Below are 19,412 nucleotides of genomic sequence, written 5' to 3' on the forward strand. Positions count from 1 at the left end.
GCTAATCACCGCTCAATAAAATAATTTTCATCGGAGACAAACGGCATGGCGGTGATAGGTTTATTTGCTAACTCTAGCCCATGAGCAACCAAACCCGGCGCGCCCATTAATTGATACAAACAAACACCCGCTTTAGGCTGAAAGCCCAAATCCGATAAGACCGCAGCGGCAACTCCGGGCATTAACCATCCCATACCATTTGCTGCAAGCGCACCACTCAGCTGGTTGCCCCAATGCAAGGCTTTACCTGCACCGGGTAGTTGCGCGAGCTGCGCGGCATGCTTGCATGCAAGCAGATCAACACCGCCATAATAAGCGCCGAACCCAGGAATAGATGTTGAGGATTGCAGATGATCCACCGCACACGCAGTAGCATCGGTATTGTGTTGCTTGCGCAAAAAACGCATCGCGTCTTCCACTAAGCCGCCGCCGTGATGATCGCCGCCGAGCAGCGCGGCGCCGATCGGGAGTATGTGAGCAGGCTCGGTTTTGCCAATACCTGCATTCATCGCGGCGCGGGTAGCCGGATGACGCGGGCCGGGATTGATGAGCGCAATCATCAGTTGTTGCAAAATTTGAGTTTCTTCCGGCGCTGGCAACTCACCGCGAAATAACAAATAAAACACATCGGTAAACGATCGCTTTGCCATCAACTCATTGAGATCATAACCATGGCAAAATGCCGCACTGGCGATGTAGGGATTATCATTGCTGGGTTGCTCAAGATAAATTTTCGTACTGGCTCGCTCGGTAAAAGCTTCATTTCTGCTGCGCACCTGATTGGTTTTTTGCTCTTGCATTAGCACAGTCCCGCGCTGATTAGGAATATGTAGAATTAATTGAACCTATAACTAAACTCCACCCAAATACTGCGCGATTCCAACAAATAATCTTCTGGAATTTCACCGCTACTCGGCTCGCGCGCCTCTGTATCTGCGACATTGCGCACCGCAATCATCAAATCCAGATTGGGTAAAAAATTAGCTTTGCGCACATTCATATCCCACAAGCTGTAATTGGCTATTGGGCTGCGGCTATCACCTGGAGTTTGAAGAGTGGGGTTCGCCTGACGACGGCTGCGCTCGCCCACCCACGCATATTGATTATGCAAATACCACTCGGGCAAGAATTCCCAATTCATCATTAATTTGAATTGTTTTGCTGGCGCCTCATGCACAGGAAAGCCAGTACTTTGATCCTGTGCATTTTGATAGGAGTAGCTGGAGGCGAGCGAGAAAGTATCAAGCGGGCGCCAGTTTAGCTCTAGCTCATAACCATCACCTTGTTGATCGCCGGCATTTTTAGCAATTTTGTTGGCAAGGTCAGTGGGAACAAATTCAATTAAATCTGAAGCGCGATAATCAAATAATGTCAGATTGGTTCCAAGACGTTCAGAGATATAAAAATTAAATGACAACTCGGTGGTGGCGATGCGCTCTGCGCCTACAGCAGAGTTCCCCAAAGATACGGGATTATTTTTACTCGCCTTTTCAGTAAACGACGGCGCGCGAAATGCACGGCCATGCATTAATTTAGTCGTTAGACGTTCATTGGTGGCCCAAACGAGAGCCACGCGCGGATTGGTGGTAGAACCAAAGTCCGAGTAATGATCGTAGCGCACTCCGCTGGTCAATTGCAGGTCACTCGTAATCTGCCACTCATCTTGCAGTGATAAATAGCCGATAGAACGGGAGTAGTTGGATAAAAATGCGTACTCTGTACCGCTCACATCTATCAAGGTTCCATCAACCATCATCTCTGATCCGGTAAGCACTCCAGGGCCAAAGTTTTTGCGCTCACGCGGTGTGGCCGATTGTTCCCGCCCACCCACTGCGCTACGAACCTTATGCGAATCCCAGCCATTAAAGATGGCGACATAATCCAATTGCGCATCTTCCGTTGTTCCACCCGGATTGCCAATTAAGCCATCAGAAAATAATGTCCAACTCACATTAGGTTGGGAGAAATCAATATTTCCCTGATTGCCAGTCAATTTGCTAATGGGCAATACCGCACCACCAGGAAACAAAGTAAACATAGATTCCTGGTCATAGCGGAAATAACTAAGCCGCACGCTCTTGTCCCAATCGCTATTGTCGTTATCAAAACGGTAAGTAAAATCGGCCATCCATAAATCGCTGTCATCACTACCGGCGGCATCAAGCACCTGCGCAGCGCCTGCACCAACACCAGCATCCCGCGACAACCAATTCCAAAAATTAAACTGCCATTGCGCACTGCTCAACGCCAAATGCGTATCTAGCACTTCATAGCGAGTGGATAAACTACCAGGAGCGTGCGAGGCATTGGTTCCTAAAAGGGAATCGAGCGTAGACTGTAAATCTGCACTTACTCTGCGCTCCTTATCACCGTCCGAGTTTTGGTATGCCATAGTGAATGCAACATCCACAGCGTGCCAATTAGTTGCAGTCTCCAACCACAATTCACGGCTGCCAAAAGATCCAGAGGTTGCGCCCACGCGAGTTGAATCTATTACTGATGCATCTTTAGTAATAACGTTAATCACCCCCGAAAAAGCATCCGCACCGTAAATTGCTGAGCCGGGGCCACGAATAACTTCGACGCGCTCAATGCTGGCGGCAGGCAAACGAAACAAAGTGGGCCGCCCGCCCTGAGCGTTGTATTGAACAGGTATGCCATTCAACATCAACAAGACATGAGGATTTAAACCGGTATGAATGCCGCGAATGGAATAAACCGAATCCAACCGGCTCAAAGAAGAAATCGAGACATGCAATCCAGGGACTGTCTCCAGCACCTCATTGAGATTGCGCGCCCCCATGGCAAGAATTTCTTCTGCGGAGATAACTGTCGCTGTCGCTGGTGCACGATCCAACGGTGTACTGTTGCCCGTGGCAATAGAGATTTCAATCTGACCCAATTCGGCCAACGAGAGATTATAGAAGTCACCCGAGGAAATAGTATCCCCGGTTTCAGCACACAGGCTATTTGCCCAAGAGGCAAACACCAACGCCAATAAAGTCGTTCGTATTTTTTTCGCACGCATAATGACAACCTATTCAACAGAGTTGGTGTCATTCCGCTGACAATATCACTCAACTTACTGGCAATGTAGACTCGCCACCAAGATACGCCGCAACTAAAAAGCTGATCATCTACAAAGAGGGACTAAGTACTTTTAGCACTAAGGATGACTAAAGATAGTTCACCTTTGCATTAAAGCAAAGCGGGAAAATGTGAGTTTCCGTAAAGATCAGGGATTCTTGCGCGGAGCCAGACGCTCAATAGCCAGCTTGAGCGTTTCGCGTCTGACCGGTTTGGTTAAATATTCTTCCGCCGGTTGGCGATTAAAGCGCTTACGCTCCTCAATCATGGATATCACAATAACGGGAATATCGCATATATCAGCATCGGCCTTAATTCGCTCAAATAAAATCCAACCGTGCTGATCGGGTAAAAATAAATCAAGCGTTATGACATCGGGTTTAATCGATTGAATTAGGCGCCATCCACTTTCGGCATCACTGGCGGTATGGACTTGATAACCCTCTGCGCGAATAGTGCGCGCCATTATGTCGAGAAACGCTGGGTCATCATCAATCATCACCACTTGTTCACCCGTTGCAGCGGGAACTAACGGAGCAACAGCAAGTGGTGGTGCATCTTCATCAATAGCGGGTTGCGTTTGCACTGTCGCAGGCTTCATTGGTAGCGGCAATTCCACAATAAATTTGGCTCCCGCGCCCAACTCGCTTTCAACGCGAATCTTACCGCCCATCAACTCACACAACTGGCGAGTAATGGACAAGCCCAAACCGCTGCCTTGAAATTTGCGCGTGGTACCCGAGTCGGCCTGCTTAAATGGATCAAAGATTGCGACCTGCTGCTCCTGGGATATGCCAATACCTGTATCAGCCACACTGATATAAATTTGCTGCGGTTGATGATAAGCCTTAATTCTCACCTGACCACCGGGGGCAAACTTAATCGCATTACCCAACAAATTGATCAATATGTGGAGTAGTTTTTCCGGATCGGCCAAGGGCAAAAACTCACCATCATCGGCATCTACTTGCAGTTGTATAGCATTTTTTTCGGCGAGTGACGTCACTGTTCCAAGTGCCTCATCAACTAGCGTTGATAATTTTACTTCGGTTAAATCCAAATCCATTCGCCCGGATTCAATTTTAGCCAGATCCAGCACGCCATTAATTAGTTTTAGCAAGCGCTCACTGTTGAGAATAACGCGACTTAAATCTTTCAGATGATGCTCATCATCCGCCAGCTTTAACTCTTCAATCACCACTTCGGTATAACCAATGATAGCCTGCAAGGGAGTACGCAACTCATGGCTCATCAAGGATAGGAATTCACTTTTGGCTTTACTCGCATCCTCTGCTTTGCGCTTGGCAATGGCGAGCCGGTCGCGGGCTATTTGCAGATCTTGCGTGTGTGCCGCCAAGCGCTGGTTATCGCGACGCTTGATGGTATAGGCAATCAATACAGTGATAATTAATAGCGCGCCCAAAATCACTGAGCCCCATAAATAGCGCAGTGCCACTTTTTGCGAATCGACCAGCTCATCCAAATCTACAATGGCATTTTTTTGTTTGAGGATGGTTTCCTCTTGGGTTTTAATTTTCGAATTTAAATAAGTGAGCCGTTTTTCTCGCGCATCAATCTCTTGCAAAATCGTACGCAAGTGCGCTTGCTGCGCATCCAATTCTTGAGTGCGCAAATCCACTTCATGCAACAGCGCTTCACGCTCTTGTTTACTCGTTTCAATTTGAGTTTGCTGGTCTTGCAGCAGTATTTTTTGTTGTGCAATCAAGGCGTCACTTTTTTCAATGCCCTGATTCAACTCAGCCATTTGCGCCTGCAAACTGGCGTTCATTGCCTGCTGGGTTTTAATGGCAGTAGTTAATTCATTCAGCGTTTTCTCGCGCCCACGCAATTGTTTTTGCAGCGCAACCAAAGACGCCTGCCCTTGACGATACAATTTGGCAACATCAATTTCAGTGCCGCCATTCAAAATTAATTCCGGTAAAGGTGTTAAACCGTGATTAATAATATTGGATTTATTAACTTCAAATTTAAGCCGGTCATTATCGGTAGTAATCAGGTTAATCATCACCAATTGTTTATTATTATAGGACTCAGTCACCAGTAATACCGGCTTGCCTTCTAGCGCATCATAAATATCCGTTATAGTTTTGGCGTTCACCTTTTCAACATATACCATATGGTATTGCGCGAGGGAGCTCACCCGATTCACCTGGGTAACTCGAATGGGTAAATTGCGCAACTTGACTCTATCGCGTAGCACCGCCAGCTCTGCCATTAGCGCAGGATTGTTCGCACCATAAACCGCGAGATCGAATGAGGTCATTGTGGCTTGATTGGGCCACTCAATATTTTTAGCGAAGTTGTATAAATAGGAGGCGGTAATTTTTTCTTTGTTGAGCCCCTGCGCCCATACTGGGCTGGCACTGAGCAGAAGCAAGATGGCAGAGGAAAGTAACGCAAATAGCACTGTCTGCGCCCTGCCCAGCGGTTGCAACCAAGGGCGGCACAAAACGACGACTGACAGGAAGGTTTTCATTAACATCGGAGTAAGTCTTATCGCTATTTTCAACCACTGAAGCATAGCCTGTTCATTCAGCTATTGATAGGTCTTGCAAATTCCCCCCATCGCAAAAAACAAAAAGGCTCCCGCAGGAGCCTTTAATCAGTGCGAACGCACAACACAAGGCGAACTACATATAAGCCTTGGCAAAGGCTGCCTTAGACTCCTGGATATAACTGCGCACTTTTACCGCATGGGATTCCCAGAGTGCACGATCTTTTTCATCGGTAAAGGGGTTCTGATCTTTGGCTACCGAGCGATCAAACTTGTCATAAAATGTAATGACCGAAGAGGCAATTTGATTAAACCGCTCTTTAAAGACTTGCGTCTCTTCCATAGTGCCCGTCGCTTTCATCATGAATTGCACAAATTCCGTATTGGAGCTTGAGTGATTTTGATAGCTCTCAGCCTGCACCAAAAAGTAATTGTTAATTTCTTGTAACGCTGCGCTGCGCGTAGGCTCATCTTTGCTCAACACGCGATTATAATTTTCTTGCCCACGCCCCATGCCTCCGGCGATTAGTGATTCCTTCAGGTGTTTATCCAAGTCTTTGCGAAACTTATCCACTTCGCGCTGGATATCGACCAAATCTTTGTCCAGTGCAAGCACCGTATTTAGTTCTTTTTCTACCTCGGTCATAAAGCCTTCAACTTTAGTGAAGGTTTTCAAGCCATTAGCTTCTGCAAATTTACGCGCCTTGCGGTCAATACCCGCATTCTCGTAGGCGACCTTATCAAATGCAGTGGCAACAATAGTTTTAAAGGGTTCGGCAAACGCAGCATAAGCGCCTTGTGTCATTACGTTGAGTGTTGCAGTAGCTATATCACCCAAGGGGCGCAAGAGTGAGTCCATACGCGCTTTTTGCAGTGGCGATGCCACCAAGCGCACATCATTCACTATACCTTTAAACGTTTGATAGCCGAGTGGATTGGCCATCTTGCCGCGTTCAGAGGTTGCTAACACCAGAGTCACACTGGAGTAAATGCCATTGGCATACTCCAAATACTGGCGCTGCACATCAATTTGCGCAGCGTAGTTTTTACCCAGCGTGCGCAATGCATCGGCTTGCACCTGATAGTTTTTGTCGTCACGCAATTTGCCCAACACTTCAGCAATCACTTTTTCCTGATTTTTTTGCAGTGCAGTGTCCAGCAAAATTTTTTCCAAGCTCAAGTCATCGATCCAAGCCTGACCATTGGTCACCTCAAAATCAAGGCGTAGATATTTTTTGCCCGGATCGTCAATTGAAATACGCTTTGCATGATATTCGGCTGAATCATTGCTGCCCTGTATCTGCCCCACCCGCACCCAACCGCTATCGCTATTTTGGTTGCTCGCGACGAGAACATTGATTTTATATTGCGCCGCAGGCGATGAGGTTTTGATCCAAAACTCCAATGTGCCCTGCTCGCTTAAATGAGTACGCAAACGCACCGACGCCTCACCTTGCTCAAACTGTAATGCCCCAGTGCCCGTGCGCGCCTGCTCTTTGGAAAAAGTTGCGCCATACATCAGCGCCCACTTTTTTTGCTCTGCGTCATTTTCAAATCCGCTCTTAAAAATCACCGACTTTTGCTGCGCCCCGGCAAAAGCAGCCGTCAAGCTGATGGTGGATACAACTAAAACACTCGCGATTTTTTTCAACATGTTGATCTCGTAGCTCTTCATCATCAATCGTGGTTAACAGTAAACATAAATTTCAACAAGCCATTGCCAGTTCTATTCAACTAGCCCTGGGACTCTAGTCTGCAAGAAAGAATCGACCATTGTTTTGCGCTCCCCCAAGACACGTGCATAAACAACACGCTCATCGCGCAGGCGTGTTATGGAATTTAAATAGTTATTCGCCCCCCAGCGGTTGGCTGCAATCGGGTTGGCAATCGGGTCATTCATGGCGCGCTCAGCGGCGATCATTGTCCAACCCTGCTCGTGCAAGCGATCTACCAGGGCAACAATAAAATAGGCAGCCAAATCATTTTCTTGCAATACCAGCACTTGCCTTGGCGAATAACCCAACAGGTTAAACGCTTTGGCATCCTGCTGCGCAAGCGACTGCGCAATAAAATCGACATAGGCATCTTCCAGTGTGGCCATATTCACTGGGCGATTAGCGCGAATTTTTTTCTGATACAACTGGTCCAGATATTGATCTACCCCGCGCATAGGGTTTATACCGGTAAATGCAGGTTGATAACCGCGCGCCTGCAAAAAATTCGCCAGCCCATTTTGAAGATTCACATCGCCGTATTCGTGTAGATAAGAAAAATGAACATGTTTTTTATAACCGCGATAAGCCTGCAGCACCCGATTAGCTTTAAGGATGCCAACTTCGTAAGCATAGAGATCGCTTTTGGTTACCAAACTGTGGCCATGCCCGGCGTTTACCAATAGGTGCCCTTTATCGCTGTAAAGAGCCAAACGCGCTTTGTCTTTTTGATCAATACCTTTGGTTTTAATTAAAAACATCGCTTGCGGAACACCTGCTGTTGCCAAATTTCGCACCAGCATTTGTGAACGCGCCATAGCATCCAGCGAGGTGGACGTTTGCAATGTGTGATCAAATGCAATGACTACTTCTCGCGCGTTAACCGCCCCGGAAGTAGCCATGAGACCAATCCAACACAAACTACCGAGCAACCAATTTTTCAACACAGGCTTTTCTCATGTAAAAAAGTTATTGGGTAGAACCTTACTCAGGTAACTCATACAGCTCCAACGGTAAACCGTCTGGATCCTGAAAAAATGTAAACCGCTTTAAGGTGTACTCGTCAATACGCACCGGCTCCACATTAATCTGGTGAGACGCTAACCAGGCGATATATTGATCCAGGTCGCGCACCACAAATGCCAGATGACGCAAACCACAGGCCTCAGGTTGCGATGGGCGTGCCGGCGGATTGGGAAAGGAAAACAATTCCAGCTGCGTGCCATCTGGTAAAGCCAAATCCAACTTCCACGAGGCGCGCGCCGCGCGATAATGCTCTGCAATAATCTGCAACCCTAAAACATCGACGTAAAAGTGTTTGGATTTTTCATAATCCACACAGATCAGTGCAACATGGTGAACTGCTTGTAAAACCGGCGCGCCAGACGTCATGAATCACTCGCTTTACGTTAACGCCACACCACTCAACTGGGCTATCCGCCGGGCGGGCAAGGGCAACAGGGTTTTAGTATAACCTTCCGCCTTGTAAAAACGATGGTTTTTACCCAAGCCAGATGGCCCGTGCTTATGCTGCCCCGCTTTAGCTGTATCCTGTCTGAACAGCCATCGCACCCAACTCTCGCCCATGCCGGCATAGTGGCGCAAATTGCGGCCATAAAAAATCCCGGGCTAGCCGGGATTCAAAGATATCTATTTGCGCTGTTGCCGTCGCAATTGGCTTAAGCCGGTTTTAATGAACGCCAATAAGTCATCGGGAAATAAGGGTTTAGAAAAATAATACCCCTGTACCAAATCGACCCCCAACGAATGGATAATGTGAAAATCCTCTTCCGTCTCTACTCCTTCCGCAACCGTTGTCAGATTTAAATTTTTAGCCAACTCAACCGTGCTAGCCAAAATCGTTAACTGTTGTGGGCGAGCGGCAGAGCGATGCACCAGTGAGCGATCGATTTTTAATTCGGTCGCAGGCACACGGGATAATTGCTGCGCATTCGCAAAACCAGTGCCGTAATCATCAATTGCAATATGAAAACCTTTCAAACGCAAGCGTGCCAAAGTGCGAATGGCACTGGCCAATTCGCCCAACAAAGCATTTTCGGTAATTTCAAATGTTACATCCGCAGGGGCTATACCATAGTCTTCCGCGAGCTTGCATAACCAATCAACCATATCGGAATCCGCTAATGACAGCGGCGATAAATTAAACGCAAGATTGAAACGCAAACCATAATTTTGCCAAGTCTGTTTATGCTGAAAGGCAACTTGCAATAGATGCCGGGTGAGCATATCAATCATGCCGTGGCGTTCAGCCAGCGGGATAAACACACCAGGTGAGATGGTGCCCTTTTGTGGATGACGCCAACGCGCCAAGGCTTCAACTCCTTTCAACATCAACCCCTGCACTGTGAGCTTGGGTTGAAACGCCAAGGTCAACTCACCATTGGCAAGTGCCTGCCCCAACTCAACCGCAGTGACATCATTTTCCGGCGCAACTTTGGGCTCGGATGCTTTGCTTTTTGCATCCTGAATAAAGCGCAACAGACTGCACTCTAGTGCATCGGGTAGCAGCGGTTTCTGGAAAGTGCCGAGCACATGCAAACCATCGGCTTCGGCCATAGTGCCAACACTGGCGATTAAAATAGGGTCTTTGGCACTGAGAATAATCACACTGCTAGTACACTTGTTTTGTGCCATCGAACGAATCAGCTCAACACCGTCCATAATCGGCATTTCAAGATCAATCAGCACCACATCCACACTGCGCGCAGCAAGCACCTGCAGCGCATCAACACCATTGGCCGCATCATGAAGATCATTCACGCCCAAATCCTGACACAACTCTTTTGCGTACTGACGCTGGGTCAGACTGTCGTCAGTAACTAACACACTCAACTCGGAAATCGCTGACTTCATGCCTTGCCCCCCAGAACTGCAGGTATTTGCGATAAGGGCATAACCTCCTTTGCCGCCCCGAGGTTAATTGCCTCTTTAGGCATACCAAACACAACACAGGACTGTTCATCTTGCGCGATAGTTCTACAACCAACCTGCCGCATTTCCAATAAACCTCTTGCGCCATCATCGCCCATTCCGGTCATGATAATACCCATTGCATTGCGCCCGGCTGCGCGCGCCGCTGAACGAAACAACACATCGACTGAAGGGCAGTGCCGGTTCACACTTGGGCCGCGAAATACTTTGGCGACATACTGCGCACCCGAGCGCTGTACTTCAAGATGATGTCCACCCGGTGCGATTAATACGCGCCCGGGAATCAACCGGTCACCTGTCTCCGCCTCTTTTACATCCACCTCACAGAGCCCGTCCAAGCGCTTGGCAAACGCTGCGGTAAATTTTTCAGGCATATGCTGTACCACCGCGATGCCCGGACAAGTGCGGGGAATTTTGCTGAGAATTTCTTCCAATGCTTGAGTGCCGCCGGTTGACGTACCAATCACGATGATCGTATCCGTGGTCGCGGCCATACTGACTAAATCTGAAGCCGGTGCCAAGGGAGCAGCTTTTTTAGCGCTGACAGCAGTTCCACGCCGCGCGACATGTGCGCCAGCCGCACCTCTCACCGTTTGCCAAAGCAAATGTTTTGCTTCAAGAAGAAAATCTTTAACGCCCAATTGGGGCTTGGTAATGACATCAATCGCACCTGCCGACAAGGCCTGCAACGTCAGCTCAGCGCCTTTTTCCGCTAAGGAGGAACAAATAATTACCGGTGTCGGCCGCTCATGCATAAGTTGACGGAGAAAGGTCAAGCCATCCATGCGCGGCATTTCAATATCCAACAAAATGACATCGGGCCATTTTTTTTGCATTTGTTGCTGGGCAAAAATAGGATCAGAGGCGGTGGCATAGACATTAATATCCGCTGCTTCATTCAGCACACCACTCAGCACTTGGCGCACAACGGCTGAATCATCTACTACCATCACATCAATTGTCATAATCTCTCTACTTTCAGCGCGTTAAATGAATCGACCAGTTCACCGAACATTGAAGACCAAACACAGCACTTGCGACGGCCAGACTGCAATTAACCAAGTATTGACGATCACACCGTTATTTCAATGATTCAACGCTGATTCATTTGATAATGTTTTAACTGAATTTCACCCGTAGACATAACCAGCATCAGCGACCGGGAGATGTCGCCGCCAACATCTGTTTGAATGGGTTGAAGTTTTTCGCGCCGCAGCCACTGACAGGCATAGGCAATATTGTCCTGCCCGATTGAAGTTGAGGTGCGATAGGCAAACATATCACCACCGCCAAAAAGCCCAAGCTGATACTCAGCAATATCGGCATGTGCCAACATTGACTTTTTCATCTGCGCCAAAGCATGAACGGCATAGCGACAATCGCCAACAGCCCCTTGGACTGGAATATTTTTTTTCTTTGGTTCAGTCGCGAGTAAATAGTGACACAAGCCACCAATTTTCAATTTAGGATGCCATGCGGTCAACGCGACGCATGAACCCAACACTGTATGTAACCGCTCATATTCACCACCGAAATACCACTCACCTGGATGGACGCTGTGTAATGGCTTTATAAGTGGCGCAACGGCCATAAGGCTCACCGCCCGACCAAACGATAAATAGCGGGCTTAACCGGCGCAAATCGCGCGCTGATGCCATGTAAACTCTCCGAATGCCCAACATACAAAATTCCGCCAGGGTTTAATTTTTCCGCAATTCTTTCCAAAATTTTTGTTTTGTTTTCGTTTTCAAAATAAATCAGCACATTGCGTAGAAACACTAAATCAAAATTTCCTATATCTGGAAAATCCTCATGCAAATTTAACGTGAAGAAATGTACCGACTCGCGCAACTCAGCGGTTACCCGCACATTGCCCTGCTGCGGCCCAACCCCCTTACGACAAAAACGGCGCAAATACTCTGGTGGAATATTTTTGGTGCGCATTTCAGGATAAATACCCACTTTTGCCTGTTCGACCACCGTGCGATTGACATCCGAACACAACAATTCCCACTCGCTTTGACAGCGATCCTTCAGCAGCATGGCAATACTATAAGGTTCCTCCCCAGTAGACGATGCAGCACTCCACACCCGAAAATTACGACCCGGCCTCAATGCAGGTAAGATTTCCTGTTGCAAATAATCGAAATGTTTTTGTTCGCGAAAAAAATAGGTTTCATTCGTAGTGATCAACTCTAACGCAAGATTCAACTCGGTTTTTCCCTGCGGGCTTTGAATCAAACGATAATAATCACTAAATCCTTTAACCTGACATGCCTGCAGACGTTTCCACAAACGATTACTCAATAGCGCTTTTTTCTGGGCGGGTAAAAAAATTCCCAACTTATCTTGAATTAGCCGCTGAAACAGCTGGAACTCTTTGTCTGAAGGGATGGGAGTAGTGTTGTCCATTTCCATAGCGAGACTCATCTTATTAACTTTTATCGACGCACAGTCAGCCACCTTATTGTGCGCCGCTTATTGCCAACCAATGTGAAGCGCCTGATTTACTACCGCAAAACAAATGCATACATTCTGGTTGGCAATAACTCCATCTCACGAAAATCGCACAAAATTTTTGTCCAACTCATCATCACTAATATGTACTTTTTTAGCTGCCCCGGACTTGGGCTTATTTTCCGGTGGCAGATTCTTTTTCGCAGACGCTTTGAATGATGTGCTTTTACTGAGCCCATCCAATTTGAAGTAGGTCATGGACTCTTGTAAGCGAATCGCTTGCGCACTCATTTCTTCCGAAGTAGAACTCAACTCTTCTGATGCGGCTGCGTTTTGCTGCATGGTCTGACTTACCTGACCAATAGCTCCATTTATTTGGGCTACACCAGCGTTCTGCTCAGACGAGGCAGCGGCAATTTCCTGCACCAAATCAGCCGTTTTGCGAATAGCGGGCACCATGTCTTTGAGCATAGTTCCGGCCGTTTCTGCCCGCTTAACTGTATCCAATGCCAGTGTGCCAATCTCTTGCGCGGCCACCTGACTACGCTCCGCTAATTTGCGCACTTCCGACGCGACTACGGCAAAACCACGGCCGTGTTCACCAGCGCGCCCAGCTTCGATTGCCGCATTCAACGCGAGCAAATTGGTTTGATAGGCGATGTCATCAATCACACTGATGCGCTCGGCAATCTTTTGCATTGCCTCAACGGTGCCCATTACCGCTTCACCACCGGTTGCAGCATCGCGCGCAGCTTTTTGAGCCATACCATCGGTAATTTTTGCGTTCTCACTGTTTTGTGAGATAGAGGCTGACATCTCTTCCATAGACGCAGAGGTTTCTTCCACGCTCGCCGCTTGCACTGACGCGCCTTTTGCCAATGATTGTGCTGTGGCATTTACCTCTTCGGAGGCAGATGAGAGTGCATCTGCAGAACTACGTACATCGCCGATAATTTCCGCCAACTGCTTGCTCATATTGGCAACACTGGCAAGCAGTGAGCTGTTATCACCCGGTTTTAGTTGTATATCAATATTGAGGTGACCATCGGCGACCTGCGACACCACGCTGGCGGTATAAGCAGGCTCACCACCCAAAACCTTGAACATATCGCGAAAAATGAGCGTCATCACTGCAATAATAATTGCCGAAGCCACCAAACAAATAATCAACAACAAACGCACAGTATTGCTGTAAATCTGCTCAGTTTTAGCATCTGAATCTTTTAAGAATTGCTCAAAATCTGCCAGTGTTTTAGTGGCAAGCTCTTCCATTTGTCTACTGGTTTCGCGATCCATACCGCTAACTGCTCTATCAACTAACTTACCTGTTTCAGGATTTTCCTGATCAAATTTTTGCAGCGCCTCACGATAGCGCCCACCCAATTCAGCATGCTCTTTTTGCAATGCAACAATTGCAGCTACCGATTCTTGATCATCCTTTTGCAGCGCCATCGCACTGGCTAGAAGCCCCTGCACGGCCTTTTCTTCCTTATTAAATCCTTCTGCATATTTTAAGAACATATCCGGATCATTGCCACGCAATAGAATATTCTTCCACTCTTGCACTTGGGTTTTAAACCCAATAGCTGCACGTTCAATTTCCGCTAAAAAATCGGCTCTTAACTGAACGCTTGCTGAGGTTTCATCAACCACCTTGTTGTAAGAACTGATTTGCAAATATGCCGTGAGCCCTAAAGTAGATAGCCCCAGTACAATCAAAATACTAAGCACCATAATTTTAAATTTTAACGTGAGATTGCTAAACATGATTACTCCCTCAAAACCGCTGAGTTATTGGTATGTAAAATTATTGCAGCTGCGCTTCAACCAAGTGCGCCAGCTCGCGGATGGAAAGAGCGCTATTAGCATCTAACAGCACGACGAACTCATCATCGCGCTTGGCGATCCCCTGAATAAAATCAGCGCGAATATTGGCTCCAAATGAAGGGGCATCCTCAATATTGTCATCATTCATATCAATTACTTCACTGACCGAATCTGCCAGCAAACCCAACACATGATTCTGTTCACTGTTCTGTAACTCAACCACAATGATGCAAGTTCGTTTTTGTACTTCGATAGGTTTGCGCCCCAGCCGCACCGCCAAATCAATCACCGGCACCACTTCACCGCGCAGATTGATCACACCGCGAAGAAAATTAGGCATCAGTGGCACTTCAGTAATGCCGCTGTACTCAATAATCTCCCGCGTTTGCGACAATTCCAAACCATAGTTTTCATTGCCAATTCGAAACGTCAGGTATTGTTTGATCACCTCTACTGACTGAGCCTTTTTTTGTCTGCTGGGCTGATTCATTGTTCCTGCTCCTGCGCGCTCACTGAAAAAGCGTTGTTGCGTAAATGTTCACGATTAATAGCAAAGCCAATCAATTGCTGGACATCGAGGATGAGTGACACTGCCCCTGTACCTAACAGACTGGAACCACCAATGCCTTTGAGCGCCTGAAATATAGGCCCCATAGGTTTTACTACGGTTTGAATCTCGCCATGCAGCTCATCTACCACTATGCCTGCACGCTTCTCGCCAAATTGCACCACCACAATTTTTTCACGGCTGTGATCTTTGGGTTCCAGTGAAAAAATTTCCCGCAAGCGAATGTAAGGCACCTGTTCACCGCGCAGATTCACACAGTTCTGACCTTGCACATGCATCAGCGAATTTAAATCTACACATTCGAGAATGGTGTTTTGCGGCACAATAAAATCGATGTGGCCAGCAGTAACATGAAAGCCATCGATAATCGCCAGCGTCAAGGGCAAGCGAATACTGAAGCTGGTGCCAACGCCAACTTCACTTTCTATTTCAATGCCGCCCTGCAACTCTTCAATATTGCGCTTTACAACATCCATCCCCACCCCGCGCCCGGACAAATTAGTAACCTGTTCCGCAGTAGATAAACCCGGGTGGAAAATTAATTGAAACAGCTCCTGACGCGTAAGATGCTCACCCTCTTCAAGAATGCCGTTGGCAATCGCTTTTTTTCGAATGCGCTCAATATCCAAACCGCCGCCATCATCATGAATGCCTATCACTATGTTGCCCGCATCGTGGCGTGCGGTCAGCTTGATGGTGCCAGAACTGGATTTGCCTCGCTCCTGACGTACCGCTATAGCTTCAATACCGTGATCCATGGCGTTGCGTACAATATGCATCAGTGGATCATTTAACTTTTCCACCATTGAGCGATCAAGTTCGGTTTCAGCACCTTCAATTTCCAATTCAATTTCTTTGCCGATTGATTTTGCGGTATCGCGCACGACACGCTTGAACTTTTGAAACGTATCGCCAATGGGAACCATGCGCAATGTAAGTGCTGCATCGCGGATTGCCTCGGTAAAATTCCCCATTGAAGTTACCGCTTCAATTAGCGTGGGATTGCCCATTTTGGAGGACAGCAAATCGACCCGTTGGCGATTGATAACCAACTCGCCAATCAGATTAATCAGAATATCCAAGCGCTCTGCATCAACGCGGATAAAACGATTTTCGCCGCTGGTTTTTTTCTCGCTGACTTTCTTTTGTTTATCGAGTGCGGCATTAACAATTTCCGCTGGAACCGACTGCTCCTCGATTAAAATATTACCCAGCATTCCCACTGCGCCACTGCTTTTCGCCTGACTTTTTTGTGTTGCTAATGCCGCTTCCAGCTCTTGAAAAGTGATCGCGTGACTTTTTACTAAAATTTCCCCCAAGCGCTGGGTGTTTTCAGGTAGGGATTTAATTAAATTGACATAGGCCTCGATATTACTTCGCGGCGGAATAATCTTTAACTCTGACTCTTCTCGCACGAACATGAAAGCGTCTTCGATTTGCTGCTGAGAGGCATTACTTATGAGAGTTATTTCAAAACCGAGATACAATTGCTCAGGGTCATAATCATCGAACGCGGGCAGATGCTCGGTAATTGTGGTGATATGGCTAATCTCGCCCAATGTGCGTAGATAACGCAAAATCGACAAAGGATCCATGCCATTGCGCAGCAAATCCGGGCCGAAGCGAACGGAGATATGCCAAGCTTCGTGATTGGTTTCCACATCACTGTTGCTTGCATGTGTGGTTGCAACGCTCGCGGCTGGTACATTTGCCGCAACTTGTTGTGGTGCTGCTTCCAACCAAGGCTGTAATGAATCGAGCAATGCCTTGCCTTGCGCAAGGCACGCTGCATCGTTTTCTTGCTCCTGCCGCGCATTTTCTACCAGCACAGCAATGTGGTCGCGGCAAGGTAGAAAAATACTTAATAGATCACTGCTGATAACAATTTTTTCGTCGCGCGCGCGATCCAACACGTTTTCAACAATATGGGTAAAACTGACAATATCATTGAGCCCGAACAAACCCGCCGAGCCTTTAATCGTATGCGCTGCACGAAAAATTTCGTTGATGGTCTCCATATCTGTATCGCCCTCATCCATGCGCAGCAGTGCTGCCTCCATAGAGTTGAGAAAATCTTCCGCCTCTGCGAAGAATGTCTGCAAAGCACCGTCGAGGTTCATGGTGTAGTTCCTTTATGATTCGATTGCAAATTGCGTGTTTACATCCAGCGCAGTCAGTACACTTTCTACCGACTCATTACTTTTGCTGATAAACAATGGTCTACGCACAGAAGAAAAAAACTTTTTCGCAAACAGCAGCAGCTGCACACCCGCCGTGTCTATCTCACCCACCGAGGACAAATCAAACGCAACCCTGTCTGCCAACTTTTCGTAATCGGCAAACAATTCATCTTTAATCTGTGCAACGTAATAAATAGTAAGGTCGCCCTCAAAGATCAGTGTCGAGGTATCCTTGCTCTTTTTTCGCGAAATATTCATGGCCGTTTCCTATTAGAGATAACACCGGTCAGATCAGCATCGAAACCGCTTGCAACATTTGTTCAGGGCGGAAAGGTTTTACAATCCAGGCTTTGGCACCTGCCGCCTGGCCTTCGCGTTTTTTATCTTCCGCACCTTCTGTGGTGAGCATGATCACCGGCGTAAATTTATAATTGGCTTTGGTTTTCATTTCTTTCAAAAAGGTAATGCCATCCATATTCGGCATATTCACATCGGAAATGACCAAATTGATTTTTTGCCCATCCAGTTTAGTTAGTGCATCTTTTCCGTCGCTCGCCTCCACAACAGTGTAACCAGCGCCGCGCAGGGCAATTCCTACCACCTGCCTTACACTGGCAGAGTCATCAACTACGAGAATTACTTTGGACATTCACTACTCCTAAAAGAACGTTATTTCTGAATTATTGGCGCCTTTGGATTGTGCGGAACCGCTACCGCGATGCACATCAACCTGTTCTAAAGTGGTGTAGGTTTTTTGCAGCGAGCGCAACCATTGACCAGTGTCGATTGCAATCACCGGTTCGCCATGACGCAGACGAGTCTCCTGATCGGCGATAGCGCCTACCAGTTTTTCCATATCATCAATCACATGGCCTAAAATTTGACTGACACGATCCTGAAATTGCAAATTTACCAAGACCTCTTCCACACTGGCTTGCACTGCCGCGCTTTCGTGCTCTAACACTTGCGCCGATTGCAAAATGCTTTCACTGGAATGCTGAAACTGCTCAAGCACCTGCGCGATTGAGGATTCAGATTTCACCAAGCGCGAGTTATCTTCAGCGGCATATTCGGCAGTTCGATCAAGTGTGGTTTGCAGGGTGGAGTTAACTTGTTCAATACGGCGACCAATACGCGCACCGGTTTCACCCGAACGCGTGGACAGAGTGCGAACCTCATCGGCTACCACGGCAAATCCACGTCCATATTCGCCAGCCCGCGCAGCTTCAATCGCTGCATTGAGCGCAAGCAAATTGGTTTGAGATGCTATGCCGGCAACCTCTGCACTCATGCCACTTAATTCCACGGTAATTTTGGAGAGACCGGAAATCTCCGAGAGCAATTCATCGCGCTGCTCAATCGCTTGGCGCAAGGTATGGGTGATTTGACCTAATTCATCGTTGGCAAAATGAATCACTCCACTCAAACCAGTATCGCCTTTCATATTGATCGCTGTGGTAGATGAACTTGCCACTGCCGCCTGTAGGCGCTGGTGAATATCAGAGAAACGCCCCACCAATTCAGTGATGCTATTTTCTAACTGGTGGCGCGCCAATTCAGTTTGGCGCTGCCATAGCGGTAAGATTTCTTTTAGTAGATGCTGATAATTTTCCAATAGTGGGCGATACATTTGCGCGAGCTGCTGCCCACCTTGCGCTTGCGCCAACGAACTTTGCATTTCATCTTCGCGCTTGGAGGCTTGTATCACTTGCGACACAGCAATCCCGGCGGCAGCCAGCACAAGCAATACCAACAAGGCTTTCCAAAACATCGCGAACGAGGCGAGAAAAACGAGCAACAACCCTAACACTCCCAGAACCGCGATTGCCCCCAGCACTAGCAAGTGAGATGAGCCGCGCTGAGTGTCTGAAAATGAATTAAAACTGGGAGACTTCCCATTTGGATAACTGGTATTCATTGGTAGAGTCCATCAAATTCAATCGCAAGATGCAGAGTAGTGTTCGTTGTTATTGCTGCACACGTTGCTGCTATGTAGGTTAACTAGGTATAGACGGGGTTTATATGGGTGTCAAAACGGCACGCCTGAGTGAATCTACTCAGACAGAGGTATGTGAAAGGGGGATACTACATTTAACAATAGACGCAATAAAAAA

At 47.5% G+C, this 19,412-nt stretch carries 16 protein-coding genes; all 16 read right to left on the minus strand.

Translation table 11 applies throughout. The features are described 5' to 3' along the window. Positions 1-5: 5 nt before the first annotated feature. The 16 genes from AWU77_RS09415 to AWU77_RS09490 all read right to left on the minus strand — a co-directional run bounded on the left by AWU77_RS09415 (position 6) and on the right by AWU77_RS09490 (position 19,216). Positions 6-800 carry a citrate/2-methylcitrate synthase gene (locus tag AWU77_RS09415; RefSeq protein WP_062062253.1) on the minus strand — a complete coding sequence of 265 codons (795 nt, stop codon included), beginning with the start codon at positions 798-800 and terminating at the stop codon, positions 6-8. A gap of 35 nt (positions 801-835) precedes the next feature. Next, positions 836-3,028, minus strand: a complete 2,193-nt coding sequence (locus AWU77_RS09420; RefSeq protein ID WP_062062257.1) for a TonB-dependent siderophore receptor — start codon at positions 3,026-3,028, stop codon at positions 836-838. A gap of 207 nt (positions 3,029-3,235) precedes the next feature. Next, positions 3,236-5,590 (minus strand): YfiR/HmsC family protein, encoded by a 2,355-nt coding sequence (locus tag AWU77_RS09425; protein ID WP_193747521.1) that lies wholly within the window; start codon positions 5,588-5,590, stop codon positions 3,236-3,238. Between the two features lie 148 nt (positions 5,591-5,738). Continuing rightward, positions 5,739-7,256 carry a hypothetical protein gene (locus tag AWU77_RS09430; RefSeq protein WP_152625325.1) on the minus strand — a complete coding sequence of 506 codons (1,518 nt, stop codon included), beginning with the start codon at positions 7,254-7,256 and terminating at the stop codon, positions 5,739-5,741. A gap of 72 nt (positions 7,257-7,328) precedes the next feature. Beyond that, a complete protein-coding gene (locus AWU77_RS09435; protein WP_238582365.1) occupies positions 7,329-8,216 on the minus strand; it encodes a hypothetical protein in 888 nt (295 codons plus the stop codon). 82 nt (positions 8,217-8,298) lie between these two features. Continuing rightward, the gene (locus AWU77_RS09440) at positions 8,299-8,706 is read right to left on the minus strand and encodes a VOC family protein (protein WP_062062266.1); all 408 of its coding nucleotides are present in this window, start codon (positions 8,704-8,706) and stop codon (positions 8,299-8,301) included. A 258-nt stretch (positions 8,707-8,964) separates the two neighbouring features. Next, complete coding sequence (locus AWU77_RS09445; protein WP_062062268.1) at positions 8,965-10,188, minus strand: EAL domain-containing protein; 1,224 nt, start codon at positions 10,186-10,188, stop codon at positions 8,965-8,967. Next, positions 10,185-11,231, minus strand: a complete 1,047-nt coding sequence (locus AWU77_RS09450) for a chemotaxis response regulator protein-glutamate methylesterase (protein WP_062062271.1) — start codon at positions 11,229-11,231, stop codon at positions 10,185-10,187. The genes AWU77_RS09445 and AWU77_RS09450 overlap by 4 nt, the downstream gene beginning before the upstream one ends. Before the next feature lie 128 nt (positions 11,232-11,359). Beyond that, positions 11,360-11,857 (minus strand): chemotaxis protein CheD, encoded by a 498-nt coding sequence (locus AWU77_RS09455; protein ID WP_062062274.1) that lies wholly within the window; start codon positions 11,855-11,857, stop codon positions 11,360-11,362. 5 nt (positions 11,858-11,862) lie between these two features. Further along, positions 11,863-12,696, minus strand: a complete 834-nt coding sequence (locus tag AWU77_RS09460; protein ID WP_238582366.1) for a protein-glutamate O-methyltransferase CheR — start codon at positions 12,694-12,696, stop codon at positions 11,863-11,865. A gap of 126 nt (positions 12,697-12,822) precedes the next feature. Then, positions 12,823-14,490 (minus strand): methyl-accepting chemotaxis protein, encoded by a 1,668-nt coding sequence (locus tag AWU77_RS09465; RefSeq protein WP_062062280.1) that lies wholly within the window; start codon positions 14,488-14,490, stop codon positions 12,823-12,825. Positions 14,491-14,530: 40 nt separating this feature from the next. Beyond that, complete coding sequence (locus AWU77_RS09470) at positions 14,531-15,040, minus strand: chemotaxis protein CheW (RefSeq protein ID WP_062062283.1); 510 nt, start codon at positions 15,038-15,040, stop codon at positions 14,531-14,533. Beyond that, complete coding sequence (locus AWU77_RS09475) at positions 15,037-17,238, minus strand: chemotaxis protein CheA (RefSeq protein WP_062062287.1); 2,202 nt, start codon at positions 17,236-17,238, stop codon at positions 15,037-15,039. Before AWU77_RS09475 ends, AWU77_RS09470 begins: the two co-directional genes overlap by 4 nt. A 12-nt stretch (positions 17,239-17,250) precedes the next feature. Further along, the gene (locus tag AWU77_RS09480; protein ID WP_062062290.1) at positions 17,251-17,556 is read right to left on the minus strand and encodes a lipid asymmetry maintenance protein MlaB; all 306 of its coding nucleotides are present in this window, start codon (positions 17,554-17,556) and stop codon (positions 17,251-17,253) included. Positions 17,557-17,584: 28 nt separating this feature from the next. Further along, complete coding sequence (locus AWU77_RS09485; RefSeq protein WP_062062293.1) at positions 17,585-17,947, minus strand: response regulator; 363 nt, start codon at positions 17,945-17,947, stop codon at positions 17,585-17,587. A 9-nt stretch (positions 17,948-17,956) separates the two neighbouring features. Next, a complete protein-coding gene (locus AWU77_RS09490) occupies positions 17,957-19,216 on the minus strand; it encodes a methyl-accepting chemotaxis protein (protein ID WP_062062296.1) in 1,260 nt (419 codons plus the stop codon). Between the last annotated feature and the right edge of the window lie 196 nt (positions 19,217-19,412).

The sequence above is a fragment of the Cellvibrio sp. OA-2007 genome, from assembly GCF_000953825.1.
Taxonomy (GTDB): domain Bacteria; phylum Pseudomonadota; class Gammaproteobacteria; order Pseudomonadales; family Cellvibrionaceae; genus Cellvibrio.

Coding starts and splice junctions, on each gene's coding strand:
- AWU77_RS09415 (WP_062062253.1), bottom strand. CDS start 800: ATGCAAGAGCAAAAAACCAATCAGGTGCGCAGCAGAAATGAAGCTTTT.
- AWU77_RS09420 (WP_062062257.1), bottom strand. CDS start 3,028: ATGCGTGCGAAAAAAATACGAACGACTTTATTGGCGTTGGTGTTTGCC.
- AWU77_RS09425 (WP_193747521.1), bottom strand. CDS start 5,590: ATGTTAATGAAAACCTTCCTGTCAGTCGTCGTTTTGTGCCGCCCTTGG.
- AWU77_RS09430 (WP_152625325.1), bottom strand. CDS start 7,256: ATGTTGAAAAAAATCGCGAGTGTTTTAGTTGTATCCACCATCAGCTTG.
- AWU77_RS09435 (WP_238582365.1), bottom strand. CDS start 8,216: ATGGCTACTTCCGGGGCGGTTAACGCGCGAGAAGTAGTCATTGCATTT.
- AWU77_RS09440 (WP_062062266.1), bottom strand. CDS start 8,706: ATGACGTCTGGCGCGCCGGTTTTACAAGCAGTTCACCATGTTGCACTG.
- AWU77_RS09445 (WP_062062268.1), bottom strand. CDS start 10,188: ATGAAGTCAGCGATTTCCGAGTTGAGTGTGTTAGTTACTGACGACAGT.
- AWU77_RS09450 (WP_062062271.1), bottom strand. CDS start 11,231: ATGACAATTGATGTGATGGTAGTAGATGATTCAGCCGTTGTGCGCCAA.
- AWU77_RS09455 (WP_062062274.1), bottom strand. CDS start 11,857: ATGGCCGTTGCGCCACTTATAAAGCCATTACACAGCGTCCATCCAGGT.
- AWU77_RS09460 (WP_238582366.1), bottom strand. CDS start 12,696: ATGAGTCTCGCTATGGAAATGGACAACACTACTCCCATCCCTTCAGAC.
- AWU77_RS09465 (WP_062062280.1), bottom strand. CDS start 14,490: ATGTTTAGCAATCTCACGTTAAAATTTAAAATTATGGTGCTTAGTATT.
- AWU77_RS09470 (WP_062062283.1), bottom strand. CDS start 15,040: ATGAATCAGCCCAGCAGACAAAAAAAGGCTCAGTCAGTAGAGGTGATC.
- AWU77_RS09475 (WP_062062287.1), bottom strand. CDS start 17,238: ATGAACCTCGACGGTGCTTTGCAGACATTCTTCGCAGAGGCGGAAGAT.
- AWU77_RS09480 (WP_062062290.1), bottom strand. CDS start 17,556: ATGAATATTTCGCGAAAAAAGAGCAAGGATACCTCGACACTGATCTTT.
- AWU77_RS09485 (WP_062062293.1), bottom strand. CDS start 17,947: ATGTCCAAAGTAATTCTCGTAGTTGATGACTCTGCCAGTGTAAGGCAG.
- AWU77_RS09490 (WP_062062296.1), bottom strand. CDS start 19,216: ATGAATACCAGTTATCCAAATGGGAAGTCTCCCAGTTTTAATTCATTT.